Here is a 23782-nt window from a genome sequence, read left to right on the forward strand (position 1 = left end):
CGAATTACCCAAAATTAATAATTGATGTTAAGGTAATCACTAAACTGTATGTTAAGTTTCGTGCTGACTTATTACAATTTGCGATCCATTTTGTTAAGTATTTGATTTTTAGTTATTTGTTATTTATTTGTTGATTATTTATTTGCTTTATTTCGTTAATTTACGGTAGTTGTTTGGTAGGATTGATTTCTACTTAATGATTTTGATTATGCTTTGGCAGTGAGATAATCGTATTGATTAAACCAACATCTGGAGCATTAGTTTTTGGCATTATCGTATTACCCATTTATTGTTTGCTTAGCGGATTTTAGCAATTATTTCAGGTAAAATCACGTTATATCGTCAATTGCTTTGTTGAAACAACAACCCTTTAAAGCTCAAATAACTGGTTATTTGTTGATTATATTTGTGGTTTATTTTTTGTTTTGAAAAAGCTATGCACTATACCCTTCTTCAGTTCATTATTTTACTTTCAGCAGCTTTTCTGTTGATTATGCTGGCGCAAAAGGTAAAAATTTCCTATCCTATATTTTTAGTAATTGCCGGTCTAGGTATCAGCTATATTCCGGGTATCCCGCCAATGTCTATAGATCCTGAAATTATATTTCTGATTTTTCTTCCTCCGCTGCTTTATGAGGCTGCCTGGTATACCTCATGGAATGATTTCTGGCGCTGGCGCAGGCCGATCAGTTTGCTTGCTTTTGGTCTGGTTATTATCACATCGGTAGCCGTTGCATTTTTAACCTCTTCCATGATTCCCGGTTTTACACTTGCCATGGGATTTTTGCTTGGGGGCATTGTTTCGCCACCTGATGCCATTGCGGCAACATCGGTATTGAAGAATATTAAAGTGCCAAAACGGATTACCACCATTTTGGAGGGCGAAAGTTTGGTTAACGATGCCTCAAGTTTAATTGTGCTCCGTTTTGCCTTGGCTGCGGTAATTACAGGGCAGTTTTCGCTTTCAAATGCAGCAGGTGACTTTTTCTTAAGTACCGTTATGGGCATTGTAATCGGATTGGCCGTGGCTCACGTATTATATCTTATCCATCGGTTTTTACCTACTACACCCAGCATCGATGCTGCCATCACTTTAATTTCGCCCTATTTTATGTATCTGGCTGCTGAGCAGTTCCATTTTTCGGGCGTGATGGCTGTGGTAAGCGGCGGTTTGTTTTTATCGTACCGGTCGCACGAAATTTTTGTAGATGGGCAAAGCCGCTTGCAGGCCATCAATGTATGGGCAACATTAACCATGATCCTAAATGCCCTGGTATTTATTTTGATCGGACTGGAATTACCGATCATAATGGCCGGCTTAGAAGGTTATTCAATTTGGGAAGCTTTTAGTTATGGACTGATCATTAGTGCACTTGTAATTGTACTCCGTATCGCCTGGATTTATCCCGTAGCTTTTATACCAAGGTGGTTATCTGCCAAGGTAAGAAGGAGTGAAGCCCACCCAGGCTGGAAAGGCCCGTTAATTATCGGATGGGCTGGAATGAGAGGAGTAGTTTCTTTGGCCGCGGCACTCTCATTGCCCATTACTACTGCTGCCCACATTAATTTTCCACACCGCAACCTGATCATCTTCATCACGTTTGTGGTTATTTTGGTTACCCTGGTTTTTCAGGGCCTTACTTTGCCTTATATCATCAAGGCGATCAACATTTACGAAATCGATCCACTGGTACCTGATGAACAACAAGAGGCCAGCATTAAACAGCGGCTGTTAAATGTTTCATTAAACCACTTAAGGGAAAACTACGTAGAGGAGATTGAAGGAATCGGATTGGTAAATGGTTTGAAGAATGAACTCGAGAACAGCTTAAACCATACCTCCAGAAGACTCGAATCGATGGAGTGTGAAGCAATTGAAAATGCAGAGATGGAAGTTTATAACCATATCTTAAAAGATATTTATCATATCCAGCGGCAAGAACTTCACAAAATCCGAAAGGAAAAGCAATTTAGTGATGAGATGATCAGGAAGCAGGAAATGCAGATCGATTTATCAGATACTAAAATTCAGCATAAGAAATTGCAGTAAAAAGTAATGGCTAAATGGATTATAGAGTAGTGGCTAGGCGCTGCGAAACAAAATCTTTAACATTGTTCAAAGATCTCTCCTCCAAAGGAGATGACGATTTATCTTAACCTAGATCACAGTGCTTAATCGACTCCAGACTTGGCACTACCGACTCCGGACTAAACTTAACCTAAAGCCTACTTAACAAATTCAAATTTTATCCCTAGTTTTTTAATTTTAGAGTTTAATGTAGTAGAGGGGATATTAAGGATTTCTGCCGCGCCGCCCGGGCCAAATATTTTGCCTTTACACATCTGTAAAATGCTCATAATATGCTCTCTCTCCATTTCTTCCATGGTTTTGATTTTGAAATGATCATCTCCAGAAAAACCTGTAACGGATGTCGAATTGGGAAGTTCAACTTTAGTAATCATTTCCCCTTCAGTTAACAGCATACTTCTTTCTATCAGGTGCTCCAATTCCCTTACATTTCCAGGCCATTGATAATCCTGCATTTCATTCAATGCATCCGTAGATATTGAAGTAACTGATGATGATCCTTTTTTGCCATATTTTTCAATAAAATAAGCAGTCAGAGCAGGTATATCTTCTTTTCGGTCTCTCAGCGAAGGTAATTCTATCGGAAAAACATTCAAGCGGTAATATAAGTCAAGGCGGAAACGGCCTTCTGCGACTTCTTTCTCCAGATTTCTGTTGGTGGCCGTAATGATCCTAACGTTTATCTTTTTGGTGTAATTTCCACCCAAACGTTCAATTTCTTTTTCTTGGAGCACCCTTAATAGTTTTACCTGAGCTTCTAAGGGAAGTTCGCCTATCTCGTCCAGAAAAATCGAACCTCCGTCGGCCTGTTCAAACTTGCCGATGCGTTTTTCGTTCGCGCCTGTAAAACTTCCTTTTTCATGCCCGAAAAGTTCCGATTCTATCAAGGTTAAGGGTAAGGCAGCACAGTTTACGGTAACCAGCGCTTTGTTTTTTCTGGGAGATAATTTATGGATGGTCTGTGCAATTTTTTCCTTTCCGGTACCACTTTCGCCCAAAATAAGCACCGAAGTATCGTCGGGTGCCACCAATTCCAATTTCTTAAATGCAGCGTGCAGTAAAGCACTGTTACCAATAATGCCATTAAAATCCTTTTGGATTATTATAGCTTGTTCTTTTTTGATGATTGGCTTTTCAACTACAGGTAAGCTCATAGCTGGAGTTTGAGCTATACTATCCTTACTTAAAATAATTTTATCTAAAATGAGTTCAAGGCTTTTCTTAAATTGGCCAATAATACCCGAATGAACTTTTGTGTAGATATCTGAAAGCTGGTTGAAAAAAACGAACTGAAATACATCTCCGTCTATTTCAATTTCGGTAATCAAGGCTGATTCGAGTTTGTAATGGTCTGAAAGCGCTTGTACCGATAGACTTTCCATTCTCAGTTTTCGAAAATCATATCCGTTAAAGATGGCTTTCTCATTATGAGCAAGCGCAGTGCTGTTCCATGTTTTAAAATCACGATCTGAAATATTGGTTTCTTTCAATAAAGCGTCGGTGTTGAGGATATCGAACGTTCCGTCGGAAGCGCGGCTGATGTAAACATCTTTTGTAGTTGTGCGTGGTTTTGATCTGGTAATCCAGAGAAAATCAAAAGGTACAATGGGGTGCATCGCGGCACTGATCTGTTTCAAACGCTGCGAAACCGTTTCCTGCTTTTGCGCAATGTGTTCAATCTGTTTATGTAGCGGTGGTTCTTTATGATGGTTATATTTCAGGTTTTGTTCATGTCTGTAACGGGCAATATCCAACATTACCATCAGGTCTTTTTCGCGGAAAGGTTTAACCAAAAAGCCATAGGGTAGGGTTGCTTTTGCGGCTTCTAAAATCCCCTGATTGGTGTTTGCGGAAATATAAATAAAAGGGATTCCCATTTCGGTAAGCTGACCAGCCAGATCAATTCCTGTTTTGTCGCCCTGCAAAAAAATATCCAACAGTATCCAGTCGGGTTCTTTGGCTGCGATCAACTCAAGCGCCTTTACCACCGATGGGGCTACCCCACACACTTTATAGCCAGCTTTTTCGAGCATAATCCTAAGATCGTTGGCTACAATAAATTCATCTTCTACAATTAAGATTTTCTGTTTCATTTTCTATTTCGGGCGAGCATTAGATATAAATCAACGGCCAACAAAGGTCCCCTTTTGATTAATACAGTCTATTCAAATCAAGAAAAATACCAATCTTTAAGTTTTTGTTTATCAGTGTTTTATTGTGTTAGTTGCTTTTTGTAATTCATGATATATCGTCGATTTACTAAATATCATTAACGTTTTATATCCAGCTTTTTAATTTTAGAACTCAAAGTAGTTGCCGGAATGCCCAATAATTCTGCCGCACCACCGCTGCCTGCAACCTTGCCTTTGCAGAGCTCTAAAACCCTGATGATATGGTCTCTTTCATTGTCAATAATCGTTTTAATTCCATTTTGCGAAAGTGGTTCCTCATTTTTAACTCCAAGTTCCAAATGAGCGGGATTAAGTTTTCCATTCGATGAAAGCAATACACTCCTCAACATTACATGTTCCAGTTCTCTGATATTGCCTGGCCAATCATATAACATTAGCCGATCCATAAAATCAGCGGGAATTTCAGTAATATTTTTACCTACTTCCTTTGCATGTTTCTGAACAAAATACTCTGCCAATAGTGGGATGTCGGTTTTTCGTCGACAAAGCGGAGGAACATGTATTGGAAAAACATTAAGACGATAGAAAAGATCCAACCTGAACCTGCCTTTTGCAATCTCTTTCTCTAAATTGAGGTTAGTAGCAGCAATTATTCTTAAATCGACTTTAATAGGTTGTTTGCCGCCAATGCGCTCAATTTCTTTCTCCTGCAGGGCCCGAAGTAGCTTTGCCTGCAGATCGAAAGGCATTTCTCCAATCTCATCGAGAAAGATGGTGCCACCGTTCGCCTCTTCAAATTTTCCGATTCTGGTGTTCACAGCGCCTGTAAACGAGCCTTTTTCATGGCCAAATAGAATGGATTCAATTAAATCTGCAGGTAGTGCAGCACAATTTACGGCCACAATTGGTTTTGTGTTTCGATGTGATAAGCGGTGGAGGCTTTTGGCAACTTCTTCTTTTCCTGTTCCACTCTCCCCGGTTATCAATACAGATGTATCAGTTGGTGCAACAATTTTTATCTTGTCTAAAACACTGAGCAAAGCAGTACTTTTGCCAATAATATTTTCAAATTTTTTTTTCGCTACAGGATAGTTACCGCTTTCCTGATGTAAAACTGTTTCCGTTCCCGCTTTTTCAAGCTCGATAATATGGACCAACTTTTTCTCTAAAGTGCCTGATAAAAAGTTAAGCAGCTCCATGTGTGCGGGCTGGTAAATGTTTTCGGTTCTACTGTAAAACGAAAAGCTGATCTGATCGCCATTTTCCAGGTAGAATGTTTTTACCAGATTGGAATAAAGATGATAAGTGGTGGCGATTAAATTTTTCATGGGGGCAGCCTTTTTTACCCCCTCAAAATCATCACCAATGTAAATGGCGTCGGCTGTTGTTTCGGGTACCAGTTGATTGATGGTATCATATTCTGCCCTGCTTAAACCCGCGTATTTTAAGAACTCATTTGCTGTAAATAAGTCGTACTGGTCAAAATTTTTTCTGGTGATTCCAATTTCGCTATATCGTTTTCCATCTTTTGCAATACCAGAAAGTGCAATAAAATCAAAAGGAATATATGGCTGAAAGGCAGCTGCAATGGCTAAAATTTTCTTTTGCCAGGTTAACGATTTCATCGAAATATCTACAATGAAATCCTGCATAAAGCGCTCACTGCTCATCTTCATGTTATTGCTATTTTCCTTACGGTACCTGGCAATATCAATGCTTAATAAAATGTCCCGCTCACGGTAAGGTTTAACAATAAACCCGTACGGGCAGGTAGATTTTGCAGCCTCCAGCACTTTTTCATTCGAATTTGCAGAGATATAAATGAATGGGATCTGGCTTTTCATCAAATCGTAAGCCAGATCAATGCCGGTTAACCTGCCTTTAAGGTAAATATCTAAAAGAACCAGGTCTACCTGGTGTTTTTCCAGTAGGGCCTGTGCATTTTTAACAGAATCGGCAATGCCAACAACCTTGTAGCCGGCACGCTGCAAAATCATCTGCAGATCGTGCGCAACGATAAATTCATCTTCAACAATTAGAATTTTTTCTGTCCTCATCTTCAATTAATCTTTCAACAGCAATAAATCTTCACCTCTATTTATAAAAATTAAGCTTAACGAAACACCATCTTTGCTTTCCATCGTAAAAACACCATCAATTTGGGCACTCAGTCCCTTCATTAAAATAATGCCCAGTGTGTTGCATTGTTCATAATCAAAATCGGCGGGTAATCCGATGCCGTTATCTTTAATAAACAGTTTATAATGATCTGCCTGGCATTCTTTTAGGCTAATGATCACTTTTCCGCCATGACTATTAGGAAAAGCATATTTGAAAATATTGGTAATTGCCTCGTTAATAATTAAGCCAAGCGGAACAGCTTTCGAAATGTCCAGTTCGAGATTTAAAATATCCAATTCAAAGCTGATCTTTTTATCATCGTTCAGGCTTTCCTTTAAATATTCAACCAATTCTACAATATAAGGCTGAATGTTAATGGTAGCCAGATTTTCTGTTTGGTAAAGCTTTTGATGAATCAATGCAATACTTTTCAAACGGTGCTGACTTTCTTTTATGGCCTCAATTGCCGATAAATCTTCAAGGTAATAACTTTGGCTGTTCAGTAAACTCATTGTTAACTGCAGGTTGTTTTTAACCCGATGGTGCACTTCCTTAATTAAGCTTTCTTTCTCTTCAATTAAATTATTTTTTTGTTGAATATTTACTTCAAGTTCAGCGTAGGCAAGATCTATATCTGCTTTTTTCTTTACCAAAGTATCATGAAGTTTCTTTTTCAACCGGAACCTGCCATAGATTAAAACAAGCACGATAGTTAAAAATGCCAGCCCGGCGATAGTGGCATTTTTGATCCATTGAATGCGGTTAAGCTCCTGACTTTGTAATTGTGATTTCTTCCTGAGGATTTCATTTTCATTCTCCTTTTGCGAGGCCTGGAATTCAATCTTCAAACGCTCAATGGTATTTAAATTCTCCTGGCTAAGCATCGAATCTCTAAGCTTATGAAAGGTTTGCAGGTGAATAATGGCCTCGGCAGGACGATCTGTAGATACATCTATTTTGTAAAGTATTTCATTTAATCTGATCTGCCTTGGCAAGGTCATGCTGATCTGGTTTTCTCTCGCCTTTTCGGCGAATTGTAAAGCTAGCTCGTATTTGTTCTGGGCAAAGTAAAATTCGCTTACCGAGAAGAAAACTGAAGTTTGGAAAGTGTTGGAATATGTTTTTAATGTAGCATCTTCCAGCAGTTTATTGAAATACTTTTTAGCCAGATCGTACTTTTTTAGCGCAGCATAACATTCGCCAAATGCCAGGAACATAAAATATTCATGTCCACTTGATGGATTGTTAACCTCGCTCCACGTTTTTTCGAGTATAGCCAGTGCTTTTTTGGCTTCACCCAGTTTGATCATTTGGCTCGTAATGGAATAAGCCGTAACAAAGCGGAACGGATCTTTTTTATCGCTACCATCAAGGGTTTTATGGTACCAGGCAATACTTTCTTTAGCTTTGCCCATGGCCTCATACGCAGAACCTACTCTGTTTAAATAGGTGCCTAGTACTTCCTCGTGGTTGTTTTGTGCCGTTTTTACACTCAGTAATGCGTAATTCAATGCCTTGCTGAGTTCTCCTTTTCTTTCATAAACTGCCGAAAGCAGATCATAGGCCATTGGCAGATCGGGAAGTTTGAATTTTTTATCCAGCGCTATAACCTCATAAAGCTCTTTTATCGATAAATCAAATTTTTCTTCCTCTAAATGGAAGTCGGCCATTGTTTTTAGAAGCGTTGCCTCTCTGTATTTTTCCTGAAAAGAGGTGCCGATTTCTTTATATAAGGCATGTGCAGTGGCTGCCCGGTTATAAAATGTTTTGTTTTTATAATCAGAAACCGTATCGGGAACATTAATGTAATACGAATACCATGCGCTGGCTTCGAAGCGCTTGTTGCCTGCTTTTTGTGCAATAGCGATAGCCTTTTCATAGGTGAGTGCCTGCTGTACTCTTAAATGTTTTTTGTTCAAAAACCGGGCGTAAGTCATAAGGGTACGGAATTCCCAGTTTGGAGATTTAAGTTGATTATTTAAAATATGTGCTTTTTGCAGATAAGGCATTGCCCTCGCTAAATTTATGCTTTGGTTTTCTTGTTGATTGATGAAATGATCGGCAATTTTTAGCAGGTATTGTATGCGGTTTGTATCGGGTTTTGAATCAGCCAAAAGTCTCTGCAGCTTTTGAAGGGAATCTGTAGGGTTTAGACTGCCTACCTGATTTCTGGCTGAAGTATTACTGCTCTTAATGAGCGTTAAACTGAAAATCGCAAATAGTATGATGAGCACGATCATTTTATTGATCTGCTTTACTGCCGCAGTTTTTTTAAACAGTTTGTTTAATTCTATCATTAAATGTTACTTATTCAGGATATGTTCCCGTTTAATCTTAAATTTTTTAATTTTTGAGTTAAGGGTGGTAGCAGGGATATTTAATATTTCTGCAGCTCCACCAATACCCGATATTTTTCCCTTGCAACGTTTTAAAACCGATAGAATATGGTCGCGCTCGTTTTCGTGGATGCTTTTGATTTTTTGCTCATCCGTATTGTTAATTGCCTCATTTCTATCTGTTTTAGGTAAGTGGATTTCTTTTAATATGTTGCCGGATGTTAATAATATGCTCCGTTCAATCAAATGCTCCAGTTCCCTCACGTTTCCCGGCCAGGGGTAGAGCATGAGTTTGTTCAGCGCACTTTTGGAAATGGCGTTTACCTGCCTTCCTGTTTTTTTTGAAATGCGTTCAATGAAGAATGCCGTAAGATGGGGGATATCATCCAATCTATCCCTCAACGGGGGGATTGGAATTGGAAATACGTTTAACCTGTAATATAGGTCGCTCCTGAAACTTCCTTTTTCTACCTCTTTTAGCAGATTCCTGTTCGTGGCAGCTATAATTCTCACATTTGTTTTAATTACATCCCTGCCGCCAATCCGTTCAATTTCCTTTTCCTGTAATGCACGGAGCAGTTTTACCTGAAGTTCTAATGAAAGTTCGCCAATCTCATCCAAAAAAAGCGTCCCATTGTGTGCCAGTTCAAACTTGCCGATGCGCCGCTCAGTTGCACCTGTAAAGCTGCCTTTTTCATGACCGAAAAGTTCACTTTCGGCCAAGCTAGCGGGGATTGCGGCACAATTGATTTTAACCATCAATTCATTGCTGCGAAGTGAGGAATTGTGTAATGCCCTTGCAATGAGTTCTTTTCCTGTACCTGTTTCCCCGGTAATAAGTACAGTACTATCGGTAGCAGCCACAGCCTCAACCAGGTGGAAAATGTCTTTTAACGACTTGCTTTGCCCGATGATTTCTGTATGGTTGTATTTGTATTGGATCTCCTCCTGCAGGTAGCTTTTTTCGTCCTCTAATTTTTGTTTGTATGCATTGATTTCTAAGAGCTGTTGCTCTATTTTTTCGTTTGCAAGGATGTTCGATATCGCAATTGAAATCTGCAGCGAAATGCCCTGCAGCAGATCAAAATAGATGTTCGATAATGAATTCGTATTCTTAGTGTAGAGGTAAAAGAAACCGATACATGCTGATCGGTCCACCATTTTCAGGCCAATCATTTCTTTGATGCCTTTATTGTGCCAAAATGATAACCAGGCAGGTGCGTCATCCCACTTTAAAACTTCTTCAACGTTAAAAACGATTGGTTTTTCTGAAGAAATCATCGCCCTGCACATGCCATCATCGAGTGTGTACTTCTTCGATGATTCTGGTGCTATACCGGCTGTTTTAAGAAAATCCTCTTTTTGGTTATAGATGAAAGCACTATGGGTCTCCTGATCGTCATTAATCAAACAGATTACAAAGTCATCAAAATCAAATAATTTTTTAAGTTTTAGATCTATAACATCGAAGAGATCAAGTTTATTCCTGATGGAAGCAATGGAGTTGCTTAACGATAACAAAACTGCATTTTCCCTTTCTTTTTGGTCGAGTTTTTTAACCAAGCGTGCATTTTCGATTTCAAGTACTGTCTCTCCATTAATATTTAGGATGGCATGTTCTTGATTTTGAATTTCAGATAAATTGCCCTTGCTTTCCATGTCGCTAAAGTAGGGTTTATAAATTTAATTAATGAATTTAGATTCGTTAAATTGGTAACGAAATTTCGTTATTAGTTTGTTTTTACTGCTGATTTTTAGTGAGTTATATTGTTTTTTGATGTTGGTGTTTTTTTATTTTTTTTCGTTATTATATAAGGTGTCAACCCGTGTGTCGTCTTGCTGAACTTGTTTCAGCATCCATCTAAACAAATGATTTTGGCTAAAACAGCTCCTGAAATAAATTCAGGATGACGATCCAATGGAGTACTACTACTTTAAAGAATAATCGATCAAATAATAACAAATTCCAAAAATAATTCGTCATTACGAGGAGGAACGACGAAGCAATCTTTCATGTTCGCGAGTCCTGCCATAAAGATTCCGTCGCCGGTTGAAAAACCTTCTCGCATCCCATAGCTATCGGATAACGATGCCTTAATCAAATCGCTGTTCGGAAAAATTAACTAAAACCCCAAATTGTGCGCTCGGTGTATTTCCTTCATTTTCTCTGTGGTTAAAACACACACGCTTCTCCCTCTACTTCCTTTGCGGTAAAACAAAACATAAAATTCGTAAATCGACGATATATAGTTAATCATATTTTGTATGTTTTTTTGTAAGGTTCTGATTTATAGATATTTGTTTGGTGGTATGTTTCTTGGAACAGTGAGGGAAACAAAAATATTTAATTATGAAACCATCACCAGACTTATTATCTCCGGAAAATCATGCATTAGTATTAATCGATTTCGAGGGACAGATGGCTTTTGCAACAAAAAGCATCTCTATTACCGAACTTCGTACTAATGTTGCCATTGTTTGTGGCGCATCTAAAATCTTTAACGTACCCACTATTGTAACCACAGTTGCCGAAGAGTCGTTTGCAGGCCCTGTTTTTCCAGAAATTGAAGAATTTTATCCCCAGGCTACCTCAAATTATATCGATAGGACTTCGATGAATACCTGGGAAGATGAACCGGCTTACAAAGCAATCACGGCAACCGGGAAAAAGAAACTTGTATTGGCTGGTCTTTGGACAGGTGTTTGTATCGTTGGTCCGGCTTTATCGGCCTTATCAGAAGGTTTTGATGTTTTCGTGATCACTGATGCCTGTGGTGATGTAAGCAATGAGGCACACGAACGGGCCATTCAGCGGATGGTGCATGCAGGTGTAAAACCGGTAACTTCTGTGCAGTACATCCTTGAACTTCAAAGAGATTGGGCCAGAACCGGAACCTATGAGCCTGTAACCACATTAATGAAAAAATACGGTGCAGGTTATGGCCTTGGTATCCAGTATGCACACAAAATGGTAAAACACTAACCCTCATTTACATAAAATGAGAACTGATTATCCCCATTTGGCATTCGTTGTTGCAATCTGTTTTTGCTTATCAACAACAGTGGCTTTCGCCCAAGGCATTAAGCTAATGCGCTACGATGAGGATTATAGCAAGCTGAAAGATTCGGCCAGGAACCCCTACAATACGTTAAAGTTCCTGCCGCTTTCGGTAGATAAAAAAGTTTACCTCAGTTTTGGTGGCGAAATCAGGGAGGAATACGGAGGGAAAATCAATGAAGATTGGATCAAAGATCAGGGTTTCAATTATTCTTTTTTACAGCGCTACTCGCTTTATGCTGATTTAAATGTTGGAGAAAGACTGCGGATTTTTGCCCAGTTAAACAGTGCGCTCGAAAATGGCAGTAAATATGGACCATCTCCGGTTGATGAAGACCAGCTTGTAGTACAAAATCTGTTTGCAGAATACAGGATTCTTAAAGATTCACCCAATAAATTAGCCCTTAGGTTGGGTAGGCAGGAAATTAATTACGGTTCCGGGCGGTTAATTTCTGTAAGAGAGGGGACAACCGTACGGCAGTATTTTACCGGAGCAAAACTAATGTATGCAACACCACGGTTTTCACTGGATGCATTTGTTTTAGCGGCTGATGAAGTGAATTTTGGGGTATTCGATAATCGCCCCAGCCATCAGGCCAACCTTTGGGGTGCTTATTCGAATCTCAATATCCAACAAGGGGGAAACTTCGATTTCTATTATTTAGGCATCAGGCGCGACAATGCAGAATTTGAGGAAGGCGCTGAAAAAGAAATCAGGCATACCGTGGCTACCCGGTATTGGAAAAGTGGCGGTGGTTTTATCTATAATGTAGAAGCTGCCTATCAGTTTGGCAAGTTTGGAAGTGGCAACATCGATGCCTGGACGATGGCTATTGAATTGGGTTATACTTTTGAAGAAACCAAGCTTAAGCCTTCTGTAAACCTGCGGAACGATTATATCTCAGGTGACCAGAAAGCAGGCGATGGGAAACTCCAAACCTTTAATCCCTTGTATCCTAAAGGAGGTTATTTTGGATTTAACCCACTCATCGGACCTTCGAACCTAATTGATCTGCATCCTTACTTAACCCTTAGCCCAACCGATAAATTAAGCATTCAGGCTGATGTAGTTTTTAACTGGAGGTATTCTACAAACGATGGGATCTATCGCCCCAGCGGAAATTTTAATACCGCAGGTTCACTTTCTAATCATCGCTTTATCGGTACCACTTATCTGCTCAGTGCAGATTATAAATTCAATAACAACCTTTCATTCAGTTGTGGGGGGCAATATTTCAGGGTAGGCGATTTTATAAAAGATATCGTACCACGCTGGGACAATTCAAAGTTTTTTAATGCTCAGGTATCATACAAATTTTAAATAATAAGAAAATGAAAAATAACTTCACTAAACAGTCAATAGCTGCTATCCAAAACTTCAGGCTGGCCATTATCATATTCTCTGTATTTGTTACGGGAACAACATTCGCACAAACAACTACCGCAATTGGAACGGCCAAAGTTTGGGGTACGGTTGATGGGATTGCAATCGAAGGGGTAGTTCAGGGGCCATCAGCGCAGGTTAGCGATTTGCAGATTGCCTGTGTTTTTGAGTACACCGAAGGCGATATTTTTAATTCGCCACCTGCACTTCCGCCAGCATTAAATGGTTTGGTACACCTAGATCAGGATATGAAAGGTTTGATCACCGAAATCCGTAAAAGTGGGAAATTTCTTGGTCACGCCAACGAAACCATTTTAATTTCTCCACCAAAAGGTACCATAGGTGGCAAACGCCTGCTTTTAATCGGTCTTGGCGATCGGAATAAATTTACACCAGAATTCATGACCGGAGTAGGCAGCATCGCCATGAGAGAAGCGCTTAAACTTGGTGTAAACAACTTTTCTTTTGCAAGTGATTTAAAAGATGCAGGGATCGACTCGCCAACGGCATTGGTTGCTGGAAACGTTGTAAAAGGCATTTTCGAAGCCTACAGAACCCAAACCTGGTTAAAAGAAAAGAATATGGCAACCTTTAAACCAGTGGCAAAAGTGATCCTTTTGGCAGGACCTGCGTTTTTTACAACAGCCGGAGAAGGCATTCAGGAAGCAATTGCTGCCATTAAAAATTAAGATCTCAAATCTAAAAAGAAGACACCATGACTGCAGATATAATTTTATTCAATGGTAAGGTTCATACCATTGCCAAGCAAAAGGAAGAAATAACAGCCGTTGCCATTAAAGATGGCAAGTTCATCGCCGTTGGTCGTGATAGCGACATCATGAATTTTTCGGGTTCTGCAACAAGACTGATTGATCTGGGTAAAAAACGGGTTGTTCCGGGGATTAACGACTCCCACATCCATTTAATCCGTGGTGGGTTAAATTTCAATCTGGAATTACGCTGGGATGGTGTTCCGTCACTGGCTGATGCTTTACGGATGCTTAAAGAGCAGGTAGATATTACCCCATCACCACAATGGGTGCGCGTAGTTGGGGGCTGGTCTGAGTTTCAGTTTGCTGAAAGACGAATGCCAACGCTGGAAGAAATAAATGCCATTGCGCCCGAAACGCCTGTGTTTATTTTGCATTTATACGACCGTGCTTTTATGAACCGCGCTGCGCTTAAAGCCGTTGGATATACAAAAGATACGCCTGCGCCTCCGGGTGGAGAAATCCAGAGAGATGCCAATGGGGAGCCTACGGGACTGATTATCGCCAGCCCAAACGCGATGATTTTATATTCTACACTGGCAAAAGGTCCGAAACTTTCTTATGAACATCAGGTAAATTCTACCCGTCATTTTATGACCGAACTGAACCGTTTCGGGATTACCAGTGTAATTGATGCCGGTGGAGGTTTTCAAAATTTTCCTGACGATTATAAAGTTGTAAACGAATTGAATGAGCAAAAACAACTTACCGTTCGCATTGCTTATAATTTATTTACACAGCGCCCAAAGCAGGAATTTGAGGATTTTGACAACTGGACCAATACCGTAAAACTTTATCAGGGAGATGATATGTACCGCCACAACGGGGCGGGTGAAATGCTGGTTTTCTCTGCAGCAGATTTCGAAGATTTTCTTCAGCCAAGGCCAGACCTCTCCGATAATATGGAGCCCGAACTGGAACGTGTGGTGCGTTTACTGGTCGAAAAAAGATGGCCTTTCAGGCTTCATGCCACTTATAATGAAAGTATCGGTCGTTTTCTAAATGTTTTTGAAAAGGTAAATAGAGATATTCCTTTTGCTGGCCTGCCCTGGATATTCGACCATGCCGAAACCATCGACGAGCGGAACATTGAACGTGTAAAAGCCCTGGGTGGCGGCATAGCGATTCAGAGCAGAATGGCTTATCAGGGCGAATATTTTACCGAACGTTATGGTGCAAAAGCTGCCTTGCAAACACCACCGGTTAAAAAAATGCTCGAAATGGGAGTTCCTGTTGGTGGTGGTTCTGATGCCACCCGCGTAAGCAGTTACAATCCATGGGTTTCCATGTTTTGGTTAACTGCCGGTAAAACAGTTGGTGGCTTAAAAATCTACAGTGAAGAAACCGTTTTATCAAGAGAAACCGCTTTAGAACTATATACCAGGGGCAGTGCCTGGTTTTCGAACGAGCAGCAAAAAAAGGGTGATATCGAAGTAGGCATGCTTGCAGATTTAGCCGTTTTAAATCACGATTACTTCGAAGTTGCCGATGAGCAGATCAAAAGTATCGAATCTGATTTAACCCTAGTTGATGGCAAAATTGTGTATGCCAAAGGCGATTTCTCTTCTTTTTCTCCACCAAAAATCCCGATTCTGCCAGACTGGTCGCCAACAAACAGTTACAACGGATATTATTCTCCGGCGACGCACAAAACAGATCAACAGGGAAAAACAAAAGGGGCAAAGGGCGCCGGTTCGGTTTTAGCAATGGTGCACTCTTGCGTAGGTAGCTGTAATGTCCATAATCATAATCACGATGCAGTGAGGACCAGCAACCTTCCTGTAAACAATTACACCGCATTTTGGGGCGCGCTGGGCTGCTCATGCTTTGCTTTTTAATCCATGGAAAATATCATTAAATACCTGCTTTATTCTGATTTGGGATCAGACTTTAACAACTGGGCCGTACTTATTTTTAGGCTGCTGCTCATGCTCGAGCTTTTCAGGGTTCATGGCATGAAAAAGTTCCGTGTACAAAACGGAGAGAAAGAACATGTACCCAATCCCCTGGGGTTGCCAGATAAACTGAATGCCCTGGTTGCCACTTTTTCTGATACCCTTGTGCCATTTCTGGTTGCCATAGGTGTCGGAACCAGACTTTTCTTATTGCCATCTATAGGTGTAACGGCCATCGGCTATTTCGTAGTACATCGTAAAGATTCGATTGAAGTGCGTGATGTACCTTACATGTACACATTGGCCATGCTTTTTTTATGGTTAATCGGACCCGGGACTATTTCAATAGATCATTATTTATTCAATACACTTTTTAATTAAAATAAACATTAAATCACAAATTATGGAAGCTAAAATTGGAATCAGCGCAGAAAACCTCGCCGAGGTTGCACATTCATTAAGCAAAATTCTTGCAGATGAATACGTTTTATATACCAAAACAAGAAAAGCGCACTGGAACGTTGAAGGACCAGACTTTTACAACAAACACAAATTTTTTGAAGAGCAATACACCCAACTGGAAGATATTGTTGATGAAGTTGCAGAACGTATCCGCAAGCTTGGTCATTATGCGCCCGCATCGCTTAAACAGTTTCTGGAATTAACTCACTTAACTGAAGACGACCGCGGTAAAAACGATGCACCAACCTACATCAAAATGTTATTGGCAGATCACGAAAGTATCCTGATCCATTTAAGAGAAAACATCGATAATTATGCAGGGGCGCTTAAAGATGCCGGAACAAGCGATTACATCACAGGATTAATGGAAACACACGAAACCATGGCCTGGATGTTAAGGGCTCATTTATCGTAAAATCAAAAACAAAATGGAAGAAAAACAGAACAATATCTGGTTTGTAACCCTTGTATTAACCATTATAGCGGGCTATTGCGATAGTATTACCTTTGTTGCTGCCGATAAGATTTTTTCGGCACACGTTACAGGAAACTTTATCGTATTCGCTTATCAGATGATAAAAGGCTCTGATGGCGATGCATGGATCAAACTGCTAACTTTCCCAATATTTATGCTCTCTGTTATGGCTGGCGGCTGGATATCGGCGAGATTTTCGAACAGGCATTTTCTGCTTTTATGTGAGGGGCTTATTCTTTTACTTGGCGGTGCAATAGCGTATTCTTTAGGCTATATAGACAATGGTGAAGTTACATGGCCAATGTACCTGGTTACCATGATCGTGGTTTTTGCCATGGGGATACAGAATGCCTTTGGGAAACTTTATGCCAAAGAAACCTATGGACCAACCACCATGATGACGGGTAATGTAACCCAGTTTGCGCTTGATATCAGGTCGTTTTGTAATTCGGGTTTCAAAAACGCCGACTTCCTTTCAGGGATAAATAAAGGTTTAATCACATTGGGCGGCTTTTTAATTGGCTGTATCCTCGGCGCCTGGATCGGACAGCTGTTTGGCTTAGTGGGCATCGTGCTGCCTGGTGTTGCCATGTTAATCTGCTATTACAGCACAAAGGCGGATAAAAATGATGCTAAAATTTAAAGATGCCAACCATAAACAAAATAGCTAATTGTTGCTGGCCGGAATTCAGGTTCCTGTTAATTACTTTCATGCTGATCAGTCCTGTCCTTGCAAAAGGGCAGGGCATCAGGACTATCAAGGAAGTTGAAACAGCGGAAATTAAACTCCGCAGGCTTGGCCAAACAGAAAGTAAAGTCGATTTATGGATCGATCTGGGTACCTATTACCTCAATTTACCAGGCGAATTAAAAGCCGACCTTGCCCGGGCGATGCAGCTCCGCGAACAGGCTTTTGCTTTAGCCGGCAAGATCGAATATCCAAAAGGAATTGCCCGAAGTATGGTGCTCAAAGGAAATATCATCCGCGAATCGGGAGATAAGGTTTTAGGGACAAAAATTTATGAACAGGCCATTGCCTACGCCTCGAAGATGAATCTGAAAGATCAATTGGCAGAAGCATATTCGGCCATAGGGAATCTTTTTGGTAATGAAGGAGCGGATCTCGAAAAGAAAATTGCTTACAATGAAAAATCCCTGGCCCTTTACCGCCAGGCAGGAAATAAATTAGAAGAAGCCAATTCGCTTAAAAACCTGGGCGATTATTACAACATAGAAGGGCAGCCAGCCTATGCCATTCAACTAATGGATACCTCGCTTGCTGTTTACAAGGCTATTAGTTTTAAAGAGTTGCAAGGCGTGTACAATAACATGTGTATTACCAATATCAGCCTCGGCAATTTTTCGGAAGCGCTAAAATACGGTTTACTAGCAGAGAAAACTGCCAACCAGTTGGCTGATACAAGTTTGCAAAGAAGTTCTATAAACAACCATTTAGGTTTAACCTATTATTACCTGAGGAACGACCAGAAAGCACTTGACTATTGGTTAAGGGCAAAAAACATCGCTGAGCGTTACAAAGACCCAGGTTACATGCAGACCATTATTGCCAATGTAGCCACCATCTATGTTCGCATGAAAAGGTTTGAAGAAGGAATAGCTGAATTGAAAGAGCTGATTAAAAAATATCCGCCAACTGATACCCAGATGAAACTGCGCATACCTTATATTTTGTTCAACACTTACTACGATATTGAACAATATGGCAAGGCTGAACCATTTTTCAAAACTTTAATTAAATTCCACCACGACCTGCCCAAAGATGATCCGAACCAGATTTATCTGTATCGCAGTATCATCCGGAAACTGATCCGTGAGAAGCAATTTCAAGCTGCCGACGGTTATTTAAAAGAACATGAAAAGCAAAGTTTAGCGCAGAAAAACTTACTGGCGCTGTCTCAGTTGCACAGGCTTTGGTTTGATGTAGATTCTGCACTGAACAAACCCTGGTCGGCTGTGGCGCACTATAAAACTTATAAAAGGTTAACGGATTCCATCTGGAACAACGAAAAGAACAAACAGATTTCGGGATTGGAAATCGAATATCAAACCGAGAAAAAAGATAAGGATATTGCCCTGCTTCATCAAAAAAATCAGTTGCAGCAGGTCAGGATCGGGAATGAGGAACGGGTGAGGTATTTTTTTATCGCAGGACTTATTATCGCGGCGCTGTTCGTAGGCCTCATTTATAACCGTTATCGTTTAAAAAGGCGTAGCAATCTTATCCTGGAGCAAAAGCAGGAAGAAATCAATACGCAGAACGAACTGCTTAGGAAAATACTCGGCGAAAAAGAATGGCTCCTTCGCGAAATCCATCACCGGGTTAAAAACAACCTGCAGATTGTAATCAGCCTGCTTAATACCCAGTCGGCTTACCTCGATAATGAAGATGCTTTAGTGGCCATTAGAAATAGCCAGAACCGGATGCATGCCATGTCGCTTATTCACCAAAAGCTTTATCAGTCTGATAATCTGGCTGAAATAGATATGAAATGGTACATCAAAGAATTGGTAGAATATATGATCGAATGTTTTGGTACTGATAAGAAAATCCAGTTCACTTTAGAAACAGAGGCGATTAAATTAGATGTTGCACAGGCGGTTCCGCTTGGTTTGATCCTGAACGAGGCCATTAGTAACGTGATTAAATATGCCTTTCCGGATGATAAAAAAGGTAAAGTGCACATTTCTTTCTTGCTCACGGGAGAGGAGCGCTGCGAACTGAAAATTGCAGATACGGGGATTGGTTTGCCAGCAGGCTTCGATCCTGATCATACCGAATCACTTGGAATGAGCTTAATGACCGGCCTTACCGAACAGCTTAACGGAGAAATAAAAATGTGGAATGATGATGGCCTTGTGCTTGATGTCATCTTCAAACGCCACAACGAATTAATTACAGAAAGCTCAGCACTATTAATAAACAAAAATTAAACGATATGAATAATAACATTTTAGGCTTGCACCACATCACGGCGATTGCAGGCAATGCACAGCAAAACTTCGATTTTTATACTAAAACACTGGGTTTAAGGTTGGTGAAAAAAACGGTAAATTTTGATGACCCGGGTACTTACCATCTCTATTATGGCGATGAAAGTGGATCAGCAGGAACCATTCTTACCTTTTTTCCATGGGATGGAATTGGGCAGGGCACTGAAGGCGTGGGGATGGCAACAGAAATCGGCTATTCTGTACCTGTGGGCAGTCACCAGTTCTGGTTGGAAAGATTCGGTGCCGCAAACGTTAAAACAAAGGAGATTACCGAGCGTTTCGGCGAACAGGTACTTGCTTTTAAAGACCCAGATGGTTTATCGCTGAGTTTGATTGTACCTAAAACTACAGATGCCAGAACGCCCTGGGAAACTGCTGATATCAAAAAGGATACTGCAACCAAAGGTTTCCACAGTACCACTTTAACCCTGCAAAGTATCGATGGAACCGCAAAGGTATTAACTGATTTATTTGGTTACCGTTTACTGGGACAGGAAGAAAACCGATATCGTTTTATTACCGATACCGTAGAAAATGCGGCTATTGTAGATCTGTTGGAAGTACCATCTGGCCACAGGGGAAGAAATGCTGCCGGTACCAACCACCATGTGGCATTCCGTGTTAAAAACGAGGATATTCAAATGGAATTGAGGGAGCAGATTTTAAGTAAAAACTTACAGATTACGCCTAAAATCGATCGTGATTATTTCTACTCTTTATATTTCCGCGAACCAGGGGGTGTACTTTTCGAAATTGCAACAGAAAATCCAGGTTTTACCGTTGATGAGCCTTTAAATGAACTGGGGACACATTTAAAATTACCGCATCAGCACGAGCATTTACGCGAAGATTTAGATAAATTACTTCCAAAATTAATTTAAAAAGATGGCAGAGGTAAAATTAAACATTCAGGAAGGCGAACCAAGTTCGTTCGATATTTATGATGAAGACGGAAAAGTTGGCGAAATGATTTTCGATATTAAGGATAACGATTTAACCGTTTACCATACCGAAGTAGATCCTGCAAAAGAAGGAAAAGGATATGCTAAAATGTTGCTCGATGCAATGGTGGCCTATGTCCGCGAAAACCGATTAATGGTTATCCCAATGTGCCCTTATGTTCACATCCAGTTCAAACGGCACGAAGATCTGTATCGCGATATCTGGAACAAAATAAAAGAAGAAGAATAAAATGAAAGAAATTATAAAAGCTGGAAAAAGCCTTGATCAGGCAGGAAAAGTGCTGATCATGATCCACGGTCGTGGAGGAACTGCCCAGGATATATTATCAATGGCAGAATACCTGGAGGTTTCAAAATTTGCATTGATCGCCCCGCAGGCGGAAAATAATACCTGGTACCCTCAATCATTTTTGGCGCCACGGGCAGCTAACGAGCCTTCACTTTCCAATGCGCTAAAAACAATAAACGATATTGTAATTGATCTGGGAAAAGAAGGTTTTACAAAAGAGCAGATCTACTTTTTAGGTTTTTCTCAGGGCGCCTGTTTAACCCTTGATTTTGTTGCAAGCAATGCTGCCCGTTATGGTGGTGTGGTGGCTTTCACAGGTGGCCTTATCGGCGAACAGGTGGATCACCGCAATTATCATGGCGACTTCGACGGTACTCCTGTTTTTATCGGCAGCAGCGATCCCGATATGCACGTTCCGGTATCGAGGGTTAAAGAATCAACTGCTTTACTCGAAGGTATGGGCGCAGAGGTTACCGAGATTATTTACCAAAACATGGGGCATACCATCAGTCATTCAGAAATTGCACAGGTAAATAAGCTGATTTTTAACGGTTAACGGAGCGAATGGAAAAGGAAACAGAAAGAATAGAGGCTTTTAGCGATGGAGTTTTCGCCATATCAGTAACACTCCTGGTGCTCGAACTTCATGTGCCCGAGATAAAAAACGGCGACACTTCCATTCATTTGCTGGAGCAATTAAAACTGCAGTGGCCGGGCTATGTCGCTTTTGTCATTTCCTTTTTTAGCATTTTTATTATCTGGGTTAACCACCATAAAGTTTTTAAACAGATTTACAAACGAAACACGGGGCTGATGTTTGCCAACGGACTCATACTGTTCCTGGTTTCGCTTGTTTCTTTTCCCAGCGCACTACTGGCCAGGTTTTTTCTAACAGATTCCAAGCAGCTTTCAGTTACCATTTACACCGGACTGTTCGTTCTGATTAATCTGGCTTTCAACCTGCTTTGGCAACAGGCTACCTCGGATAAAAAACTGTTGCGTCCCGGAATAAGTGATGCTGCCATTATGCAGCTCAGAAACAACTATCTGTATGGATTCCCGACCTACTTAATCGCTTTTGTCCTTTCGTTCTTTTATCCCGATCCCGCTTTGCTGATCTGTGTTTTGCTTTGGATATTCTGGGCGGTATCATCAAAGAAAATTAACTTTATCCAAACATAGTGGTTGTAATTGCAAAGGATTTAAATTTATAAAATATGTCGAAATATAAAATTGCGGTACTTGATGATTACCAGGATGTAGCGAAATCATTTGCCGATTGGACGGTACTTGCCGAACATGCCGATATTAAGGTATTTACCGATCATCTTCATGGGGAGGATGAACTTGTAGCACGCTTAATCCCTTTTGATATCATTTGTGTCATGCGCGAGCGCACTCCATTAAGCGCTGCTTTACTCATGCAGCTGCCCAACCTGAAACTGATCGTTTCTACAGGTGCCAGAAACCGTTCCATTGATGTTGCTGCAGCTGAAAAATTACAAATTGAAGTGCGCAATACAGGTTATTTAGGTCACGGCGCTTTAGAGCTTACCTGGGCACTCTTAATGGCCATCGCGAAACACATTCCACAAGAAAATGCCAATCTGCGTGCTGGTGGCTGGCAGCATATGGTGGGTAACGATTTAAAAGGGAAAACCCTTGGCATATTAGGACTTGGGAATTTGGGTGCACAGGTTGCTGCCGTGGCAAAAGTTTTTGATATGGATACCATTGCCTGGAGTGAAAATTTAACGCCTGAAAAAGCGATAGCTGGCGGTGCCAGGTATGTAGACAAAAAAACTTTATTCCAGGAATCTGATTATCTAACCGTTCACATGGTGCTGAGTGATAGGAGTAAAGGCATTGTGGGTGCCGAAGACTTAGCACTGATGAAGTCTACTGCCTACCTGATCAATACTTCCAGAGGGCCATTGGTTGATGAAGATGCATTGATCAAAAGCCTCGAAGAAAATAAGATCGCCGGAGCGGCTTTAGATGTTTTTGATAAAGAACCACTCGATGAAGGCCATCCTTTCAGAAAATTGAACAATGTACTGGCTACGCCGCATATCGGCTTCGTTACCCAGGATACTTATAACCTTTTTTTTAATGATATTATTAAGGTTTTGCTGGACTGGATTCCTCAACATCCAAAAAATTAGTTCCATAGTTTCAGATGTTACCATCTGACACGAATAAATTAAGTGCCTCATTTGTCACTCTGAGGGGGTAATTTATTTCATAAAGATCAATATAAATGACGTTGAAATATCAGTCGGTATATAATTCCCCTCTTTTAGAGGGGTGTCCGCAGGACGGGGTGTTTTATTCGTCCTGGCCGGACAGGCCTTTTTCTTTTGGCACCAAAAGACCAGCGTAGCTAGCTTGAATGCCGTTGAAAACATAAAAGCCCGTGAAAAAACAAAAGTGTCGGCTGAAAATTTTTGTATTGAAGTTTCTGCATGGGCTTGGCCTGTGGATTCCCAAAAATTTGTTAGGCCGATTTAAGTAGAACGGGGATACCGTGCTATGGCTTAGCTGGATGGAAATGCGAAAGTAATTAAGGTGTTGATTAGTAATTATTTGTAAAATAACGTCAATGGTAGCGTAGTCGAAGACTTCTTGAATTTATAATCGCAAATAAGCCCTTCGGCTACGCTGCTATGGACGGACTCCAATAGAGTGGTCCGTCTTTCCCGCGCAGGCGGGAATCTTAAAGCGCTTGTATTACGATTATTCATAAGTTTTTCCTTTTTTTTATAGGCATTCATGAGCACTCCGCGGTTCCCAATCA

Annotated in this window: 18 protein-coding genes; 14 read left to right on the top strand and 4 right to left on the bottom strand. The window is 40.6% G+C overall.

Annotated elements, in window-relative coordinates:
- Positions 1-436 precede the first annotated feature (436 nt).
- Positions 437-2050, top strand: coding sequence for a Na+/H+ antiporter (locus LQ227_RS20905; protein ID WP_230150862.1), 1614 nt, complete (start codon positions 437-439; stop codon positions 2048-2050).
- A 176-nt stretch (positions 2051-2226) separates the two neighbouring features.
- Here LQ227_RS20905 and LQ227_RS20910 read toward each other — a convergent pair whose 3' ends face one another.
- From LQ227_RS20910 to LQ227_RS20925, 4 genes are all read right to left on the bottom strand, one after another.
- Positions 2227-4182 (bottom strand): sigma 54-interacting transcriptional regulator, encoded by a 1956-nt coding sequence (locus tag LQ227_RS20910; RefSeq protein WP_230150864.1) that lies wholly within the window; start codon positions 4180-4182, stop codon positions 2227-2229.
- 176 nt (positions 4183-4358) lie between these two features.
- On the bottom strand, positions 4359-6278 hold the full coding sequence (locus LQ227_RS20915) for a sigma 54-interacting transcriptional regulator (protein WP_230150867.1): 1920 nt from the start codon (positions 6276-6278) through the stop codon (positions 4359-4361).
- Positions 6279-6284: 6 nt separating this feature from the next.
- Complete coding sequence (locus LQ227_RS20920) at positions 6285-8639, bottom strand: histidine kinase dimerization/phosphoacceptor domain -containing protein (RefSeq protein ID WP_230150870.1); 2355 nt, start codon at positions 8637-8639, stop codon at positions 6285-6287.
- Between the two features lie 6 nt (positions 8640-8645).
- Positions 8646-10337 carry a sigma-54-dependent Fis family transcriptional regulator gene (locus tag LQ227_RS20925; protein WP_230150872.1) on the bottom strand — a complete coding sequence of 564 codons (1692 nt, stop codon included), beginning with the start codon at positions 10335-10337 and terminating at the stop codon, positions 8646-8648.
- A gap of 691 nt (positions 10338-11028) precedes the next feature.
- Here LQ227_RS20925 and LQ227_RS20930 point away from each other — a divergent pair.
- From LQ227_RS20930 to LQ227_RS20990, 13 genes are read left to right on the top strand one after another with little or no spacing between them, the layout of a single operon-like run.
- A complete protein-coding gene (locus LQ227_RS20930) occupies positions 11029-11661 on the top strand; it encodes a hydrolase (protein ID WP_215130319.1) in 633 nt (210 codons plus the stop codon).
- A 16-nt stretch (positions 11662-11677) separates the two neighbouring features.
- The gene (locus LQ227_RS20935) at positions 11678-13057 is read left to right on the top strand and encodes an alginate export family protein (protein WP_230150876.1); all 1380 of its coding nucleotides are present in this window, start codon (positions 11678-11680) and stop codon (positions 13055-13057) included.
- Positions 13058-13068: 11 nt separating this feature from the next.
- A complete protein-coding gene (locus tag LQ227_RS20940) occupies positions 13069-13809 on the top strand; it encodes a M17 family peptidase N-terminal domain-containing protein (protein ID WP_230146141.1) in 741 nt (246 codons plus the stop codon).
- Between the two features lie 26 nt (positions 13810-13835).
- Positions 13836-15728, top strand: coding sequence for an amidohydrolase (locus LQ227_RS20945; RefSeq protein ID WP_230146140.1), 1893 nt, complete (start codon positions 13836-13838; stop codon positions 15726-15728).
- A gap of 3 nt (positions 15729-15731) precedes the next feature.
- A complete protein-coding gene (locus LQ227_RS20950) occupies positions 15732-16166 on the top strand; it encodes a DoxX family protein (RefSeq protein WP_230146139.1) in 435 nt (144 codons plus the stop codon).
- A 22-nt stretch (positions 16167-16188) separates the two neighbouring features.
- Positions 16189-16662 carry a Dps family protein gene (locus LQ227_RS20955; protein WP_131032254.1) on the top strand — a complete coding sequence of 158 codons (474 nt, stop codon included), beginning with the start codon at positions 16189-16191 and terminating at the stop codon, positions 16660-16662.
- A 13-nt stretch (positions 16663-16675) separates the two neighbouring features.
- Entirely contained in the window at positions 16676-17365 is a 690-nt protein-coding gene (locus LQ227_RS20960; protein WP_230146138.1) for a YoaK family protein, read from the top strand.
- A 2-nt stretch (positions 17366-17367) separates the two neighbouring features.
- Positions 17368-19674 carry a histidine kinase dimerization/phosphoacceptor domain -containing protein gene (locus tag LQ227_RS20965; RefSeq protein WP_230150878.1) on the top strand — a complete coding sequence of 769 codons (2307 nt, stop codon included), beginning with the start codon at positions 17368-17370 and terminating at the stop codon, positions 19672-19674.
- A 5-nt stretch (positions 19675-19679) separates the two neighbouring features.
- The gene (locus LQ227_RS20970) at positions 19680-20615 is read left to right on the top strand and encodes a ring-cleaving dioxygenase (protein ID WP_230146136.1); all 936 of its coding nucleotides are present in this window, start codon (positions 19680-19682) and stop codon (positions 20613-20615) included.
- Between the two features lie 4 nt (positions 20616-20619).
- A complete protein-coding gene (locus LQ227_RS20975) occupies positions 20620-20925 on the top strand; it encodes a GNAT family N-acetyltransferase (RefSeq protein WP_230146135.1) in 306 nt (101 codons plus the stop codon).
- A gap of 1 nt (position 20926) precedes the next feature.
- Positions 20927-21541 carry an alpha/beta hydrolase gene (locus LQ227_RS20980; protein WP_230146134.1) on the top strand — a complete coding sequence of 205 codons (615 nt, stop codon included), beginning with the start codon at positions 20927-20929 and terminating at the stop codon, positions 21539-21541.
- A gap of 8 nt (positions 21542-21549) precedes the next feature.
- Complete coding sequence (locus tag LQ227_RS20985; protein WP_230146133.1) at positions 21550-22167, top strand: TMEM175 family protein; 618 nt, start codon at positions 21550-21552, stop codon at positions 22165-22167.
- Positions 22168-22202: 35 nt separating this feature from the next.
- The gene (locus LQ227_RS20990; protein ID WP_230146132.1) at positions 22203-23150 is read left to right on the top strand and encodes a D-2-hydroxyacid dehydrogenase family protein; all 948 of its coding nucleotides are present in this window, start codon (positions 22203-22205) and stop codon (positions 23148-23150) included.
- Positions 23151-23782 lie beyond the last annotated feature (632 nt).

The organism is Pedobacter sp. Bi27 (assembly GCF_918698255.1).
Classification (GTDB): Bacteria; Bacteroidota; Bacteroidia; order Sphingobacteriales; family Sphingobacteriaceae; genus Pedobacter.

Bases quoted from the DNA above. Each gene is read 5' to 3' on its own strand.
- LQ227_RS20925 (WP_230150872.1), bottom strand. From the start codon at position 10,337: ATGGAAAGCAAGGGCAATTTATCTGAAATTCAAAATCAAGAACATGCC.
- LQ227_RS20950 (WP_230146139.1), top strand. From the start codon at position 15,732: ATGGAAAATATCATTAAATACCTGCTTTATTCTGATTTGGGATCAGAC.
- LQ227_RS20960 (WP_230146138.1), top strand. From the start codon at position 16,676: ATGGAAGAAAAACAGAACAATATCTGGTTTGTAACCCTTGTATTAACC.
- LQ227_RS20930 (WP_215130319.1), top strand. From the start codon at position 11,029: ATGAAACCATCACCAGACTTATTATCTCCGGAAAATCATGCATTAGTA.
- LQ227_RS20970 (WP_230146136.1), top strand. From the start codon at position 19,680: ATGAATAATAACATTTTAGGCTTGCACCACATCACGGCGATTGCAGGC.
- LQ227_RS20955 (WP_131032254.1), top strand. From the start codon at position 16,189: ATGGAAGCTAAAATTGGAATCAGCGCAGAAAACCTCGCCGAGGTTGCA.
- LQ227_RS20915 (WP_230150867.1), bottom strand. From the start codon at position 6,278: ATGAGGACAGAAAAAATTCTAATTGTTGAAGATGAATTTATCGTTGCG.
- LQ227_RS20920 (WP_230150870.1), bottom strand. From the start codon at position 8,639: ATGATAGAATTAAACAAACTGTTTAAAAAAACTGCGGCAGTAAAGCAG.
- LQ227_RS20910 (WP_230150864.1), bottom strand. From the start codon at position 4,182: ATGAAACAGAAAATCTTAATTGTAGAAGATGAATTTATTGTAGCCAAC.
- LQ227_RS20905 (WP_230150862.1), top strand. From the start codon at position 437: ATGCACTATACCCTTCTTCAGTTCATTATTTTACTTTCAGCAGCTTTT.
- LQ227_RS20980 (WP_230146134.1), top strand. From the start codon at position 20,927: ATGAAAGAAATTATAAAAGCTGGAAAAAGCCTTGATCAGGCAGGAAAA.
- LQ227_RS20965 (WP_230150878.1), top strand. From the start codon at position 17,368: ATGCCAACCATAAACAAAATAGCTAATTGTTGCTGGCCGGAATTCAGG.
- LQ227_RS20985 (WP_230146133.1), top strand. From the start codon at position 21,550: ATGGAAAAGGAAACAGAAAGAATAGAGGCTTTTAGCGATGGAGTTTTC.
- LQ227_RS20975 (WP_230146135.1), top strand. From the start codon at position 20,620: ATGGCAGAGGTAAAATTAAACATTCAGGAAGGCGAACCAAGTTCGTTC.
- LQ227_RS20940 (WP_230146141.1), top strand. From the start codon at position 13,069: ATGAAAAATAACTTCACTAAACAGTCAATAGCTGCTATCCAAAACTTC.
- LQ227_RS20935 (WP_230150876.1), top strand. From the start codon at position 11,678: ATGAGAACTGATTATCCCCATTTGGCATTCGTTGTTGCAATCTGTTTT.
- LQ227_RS20945 (WP_230146140.1), top strand. From the start codon at position 13,836: ATGACTGCAGATATAATTTTATTCAATGGTAAGGTTCATACCATTGCC.
- LQ227_RS20990 (WP_230146132.1), top strand. From the start codon at position 22,203: ATGTCGAAATATAAAATTGCGGTACTTGATGATTACCAGGATGTAGCG.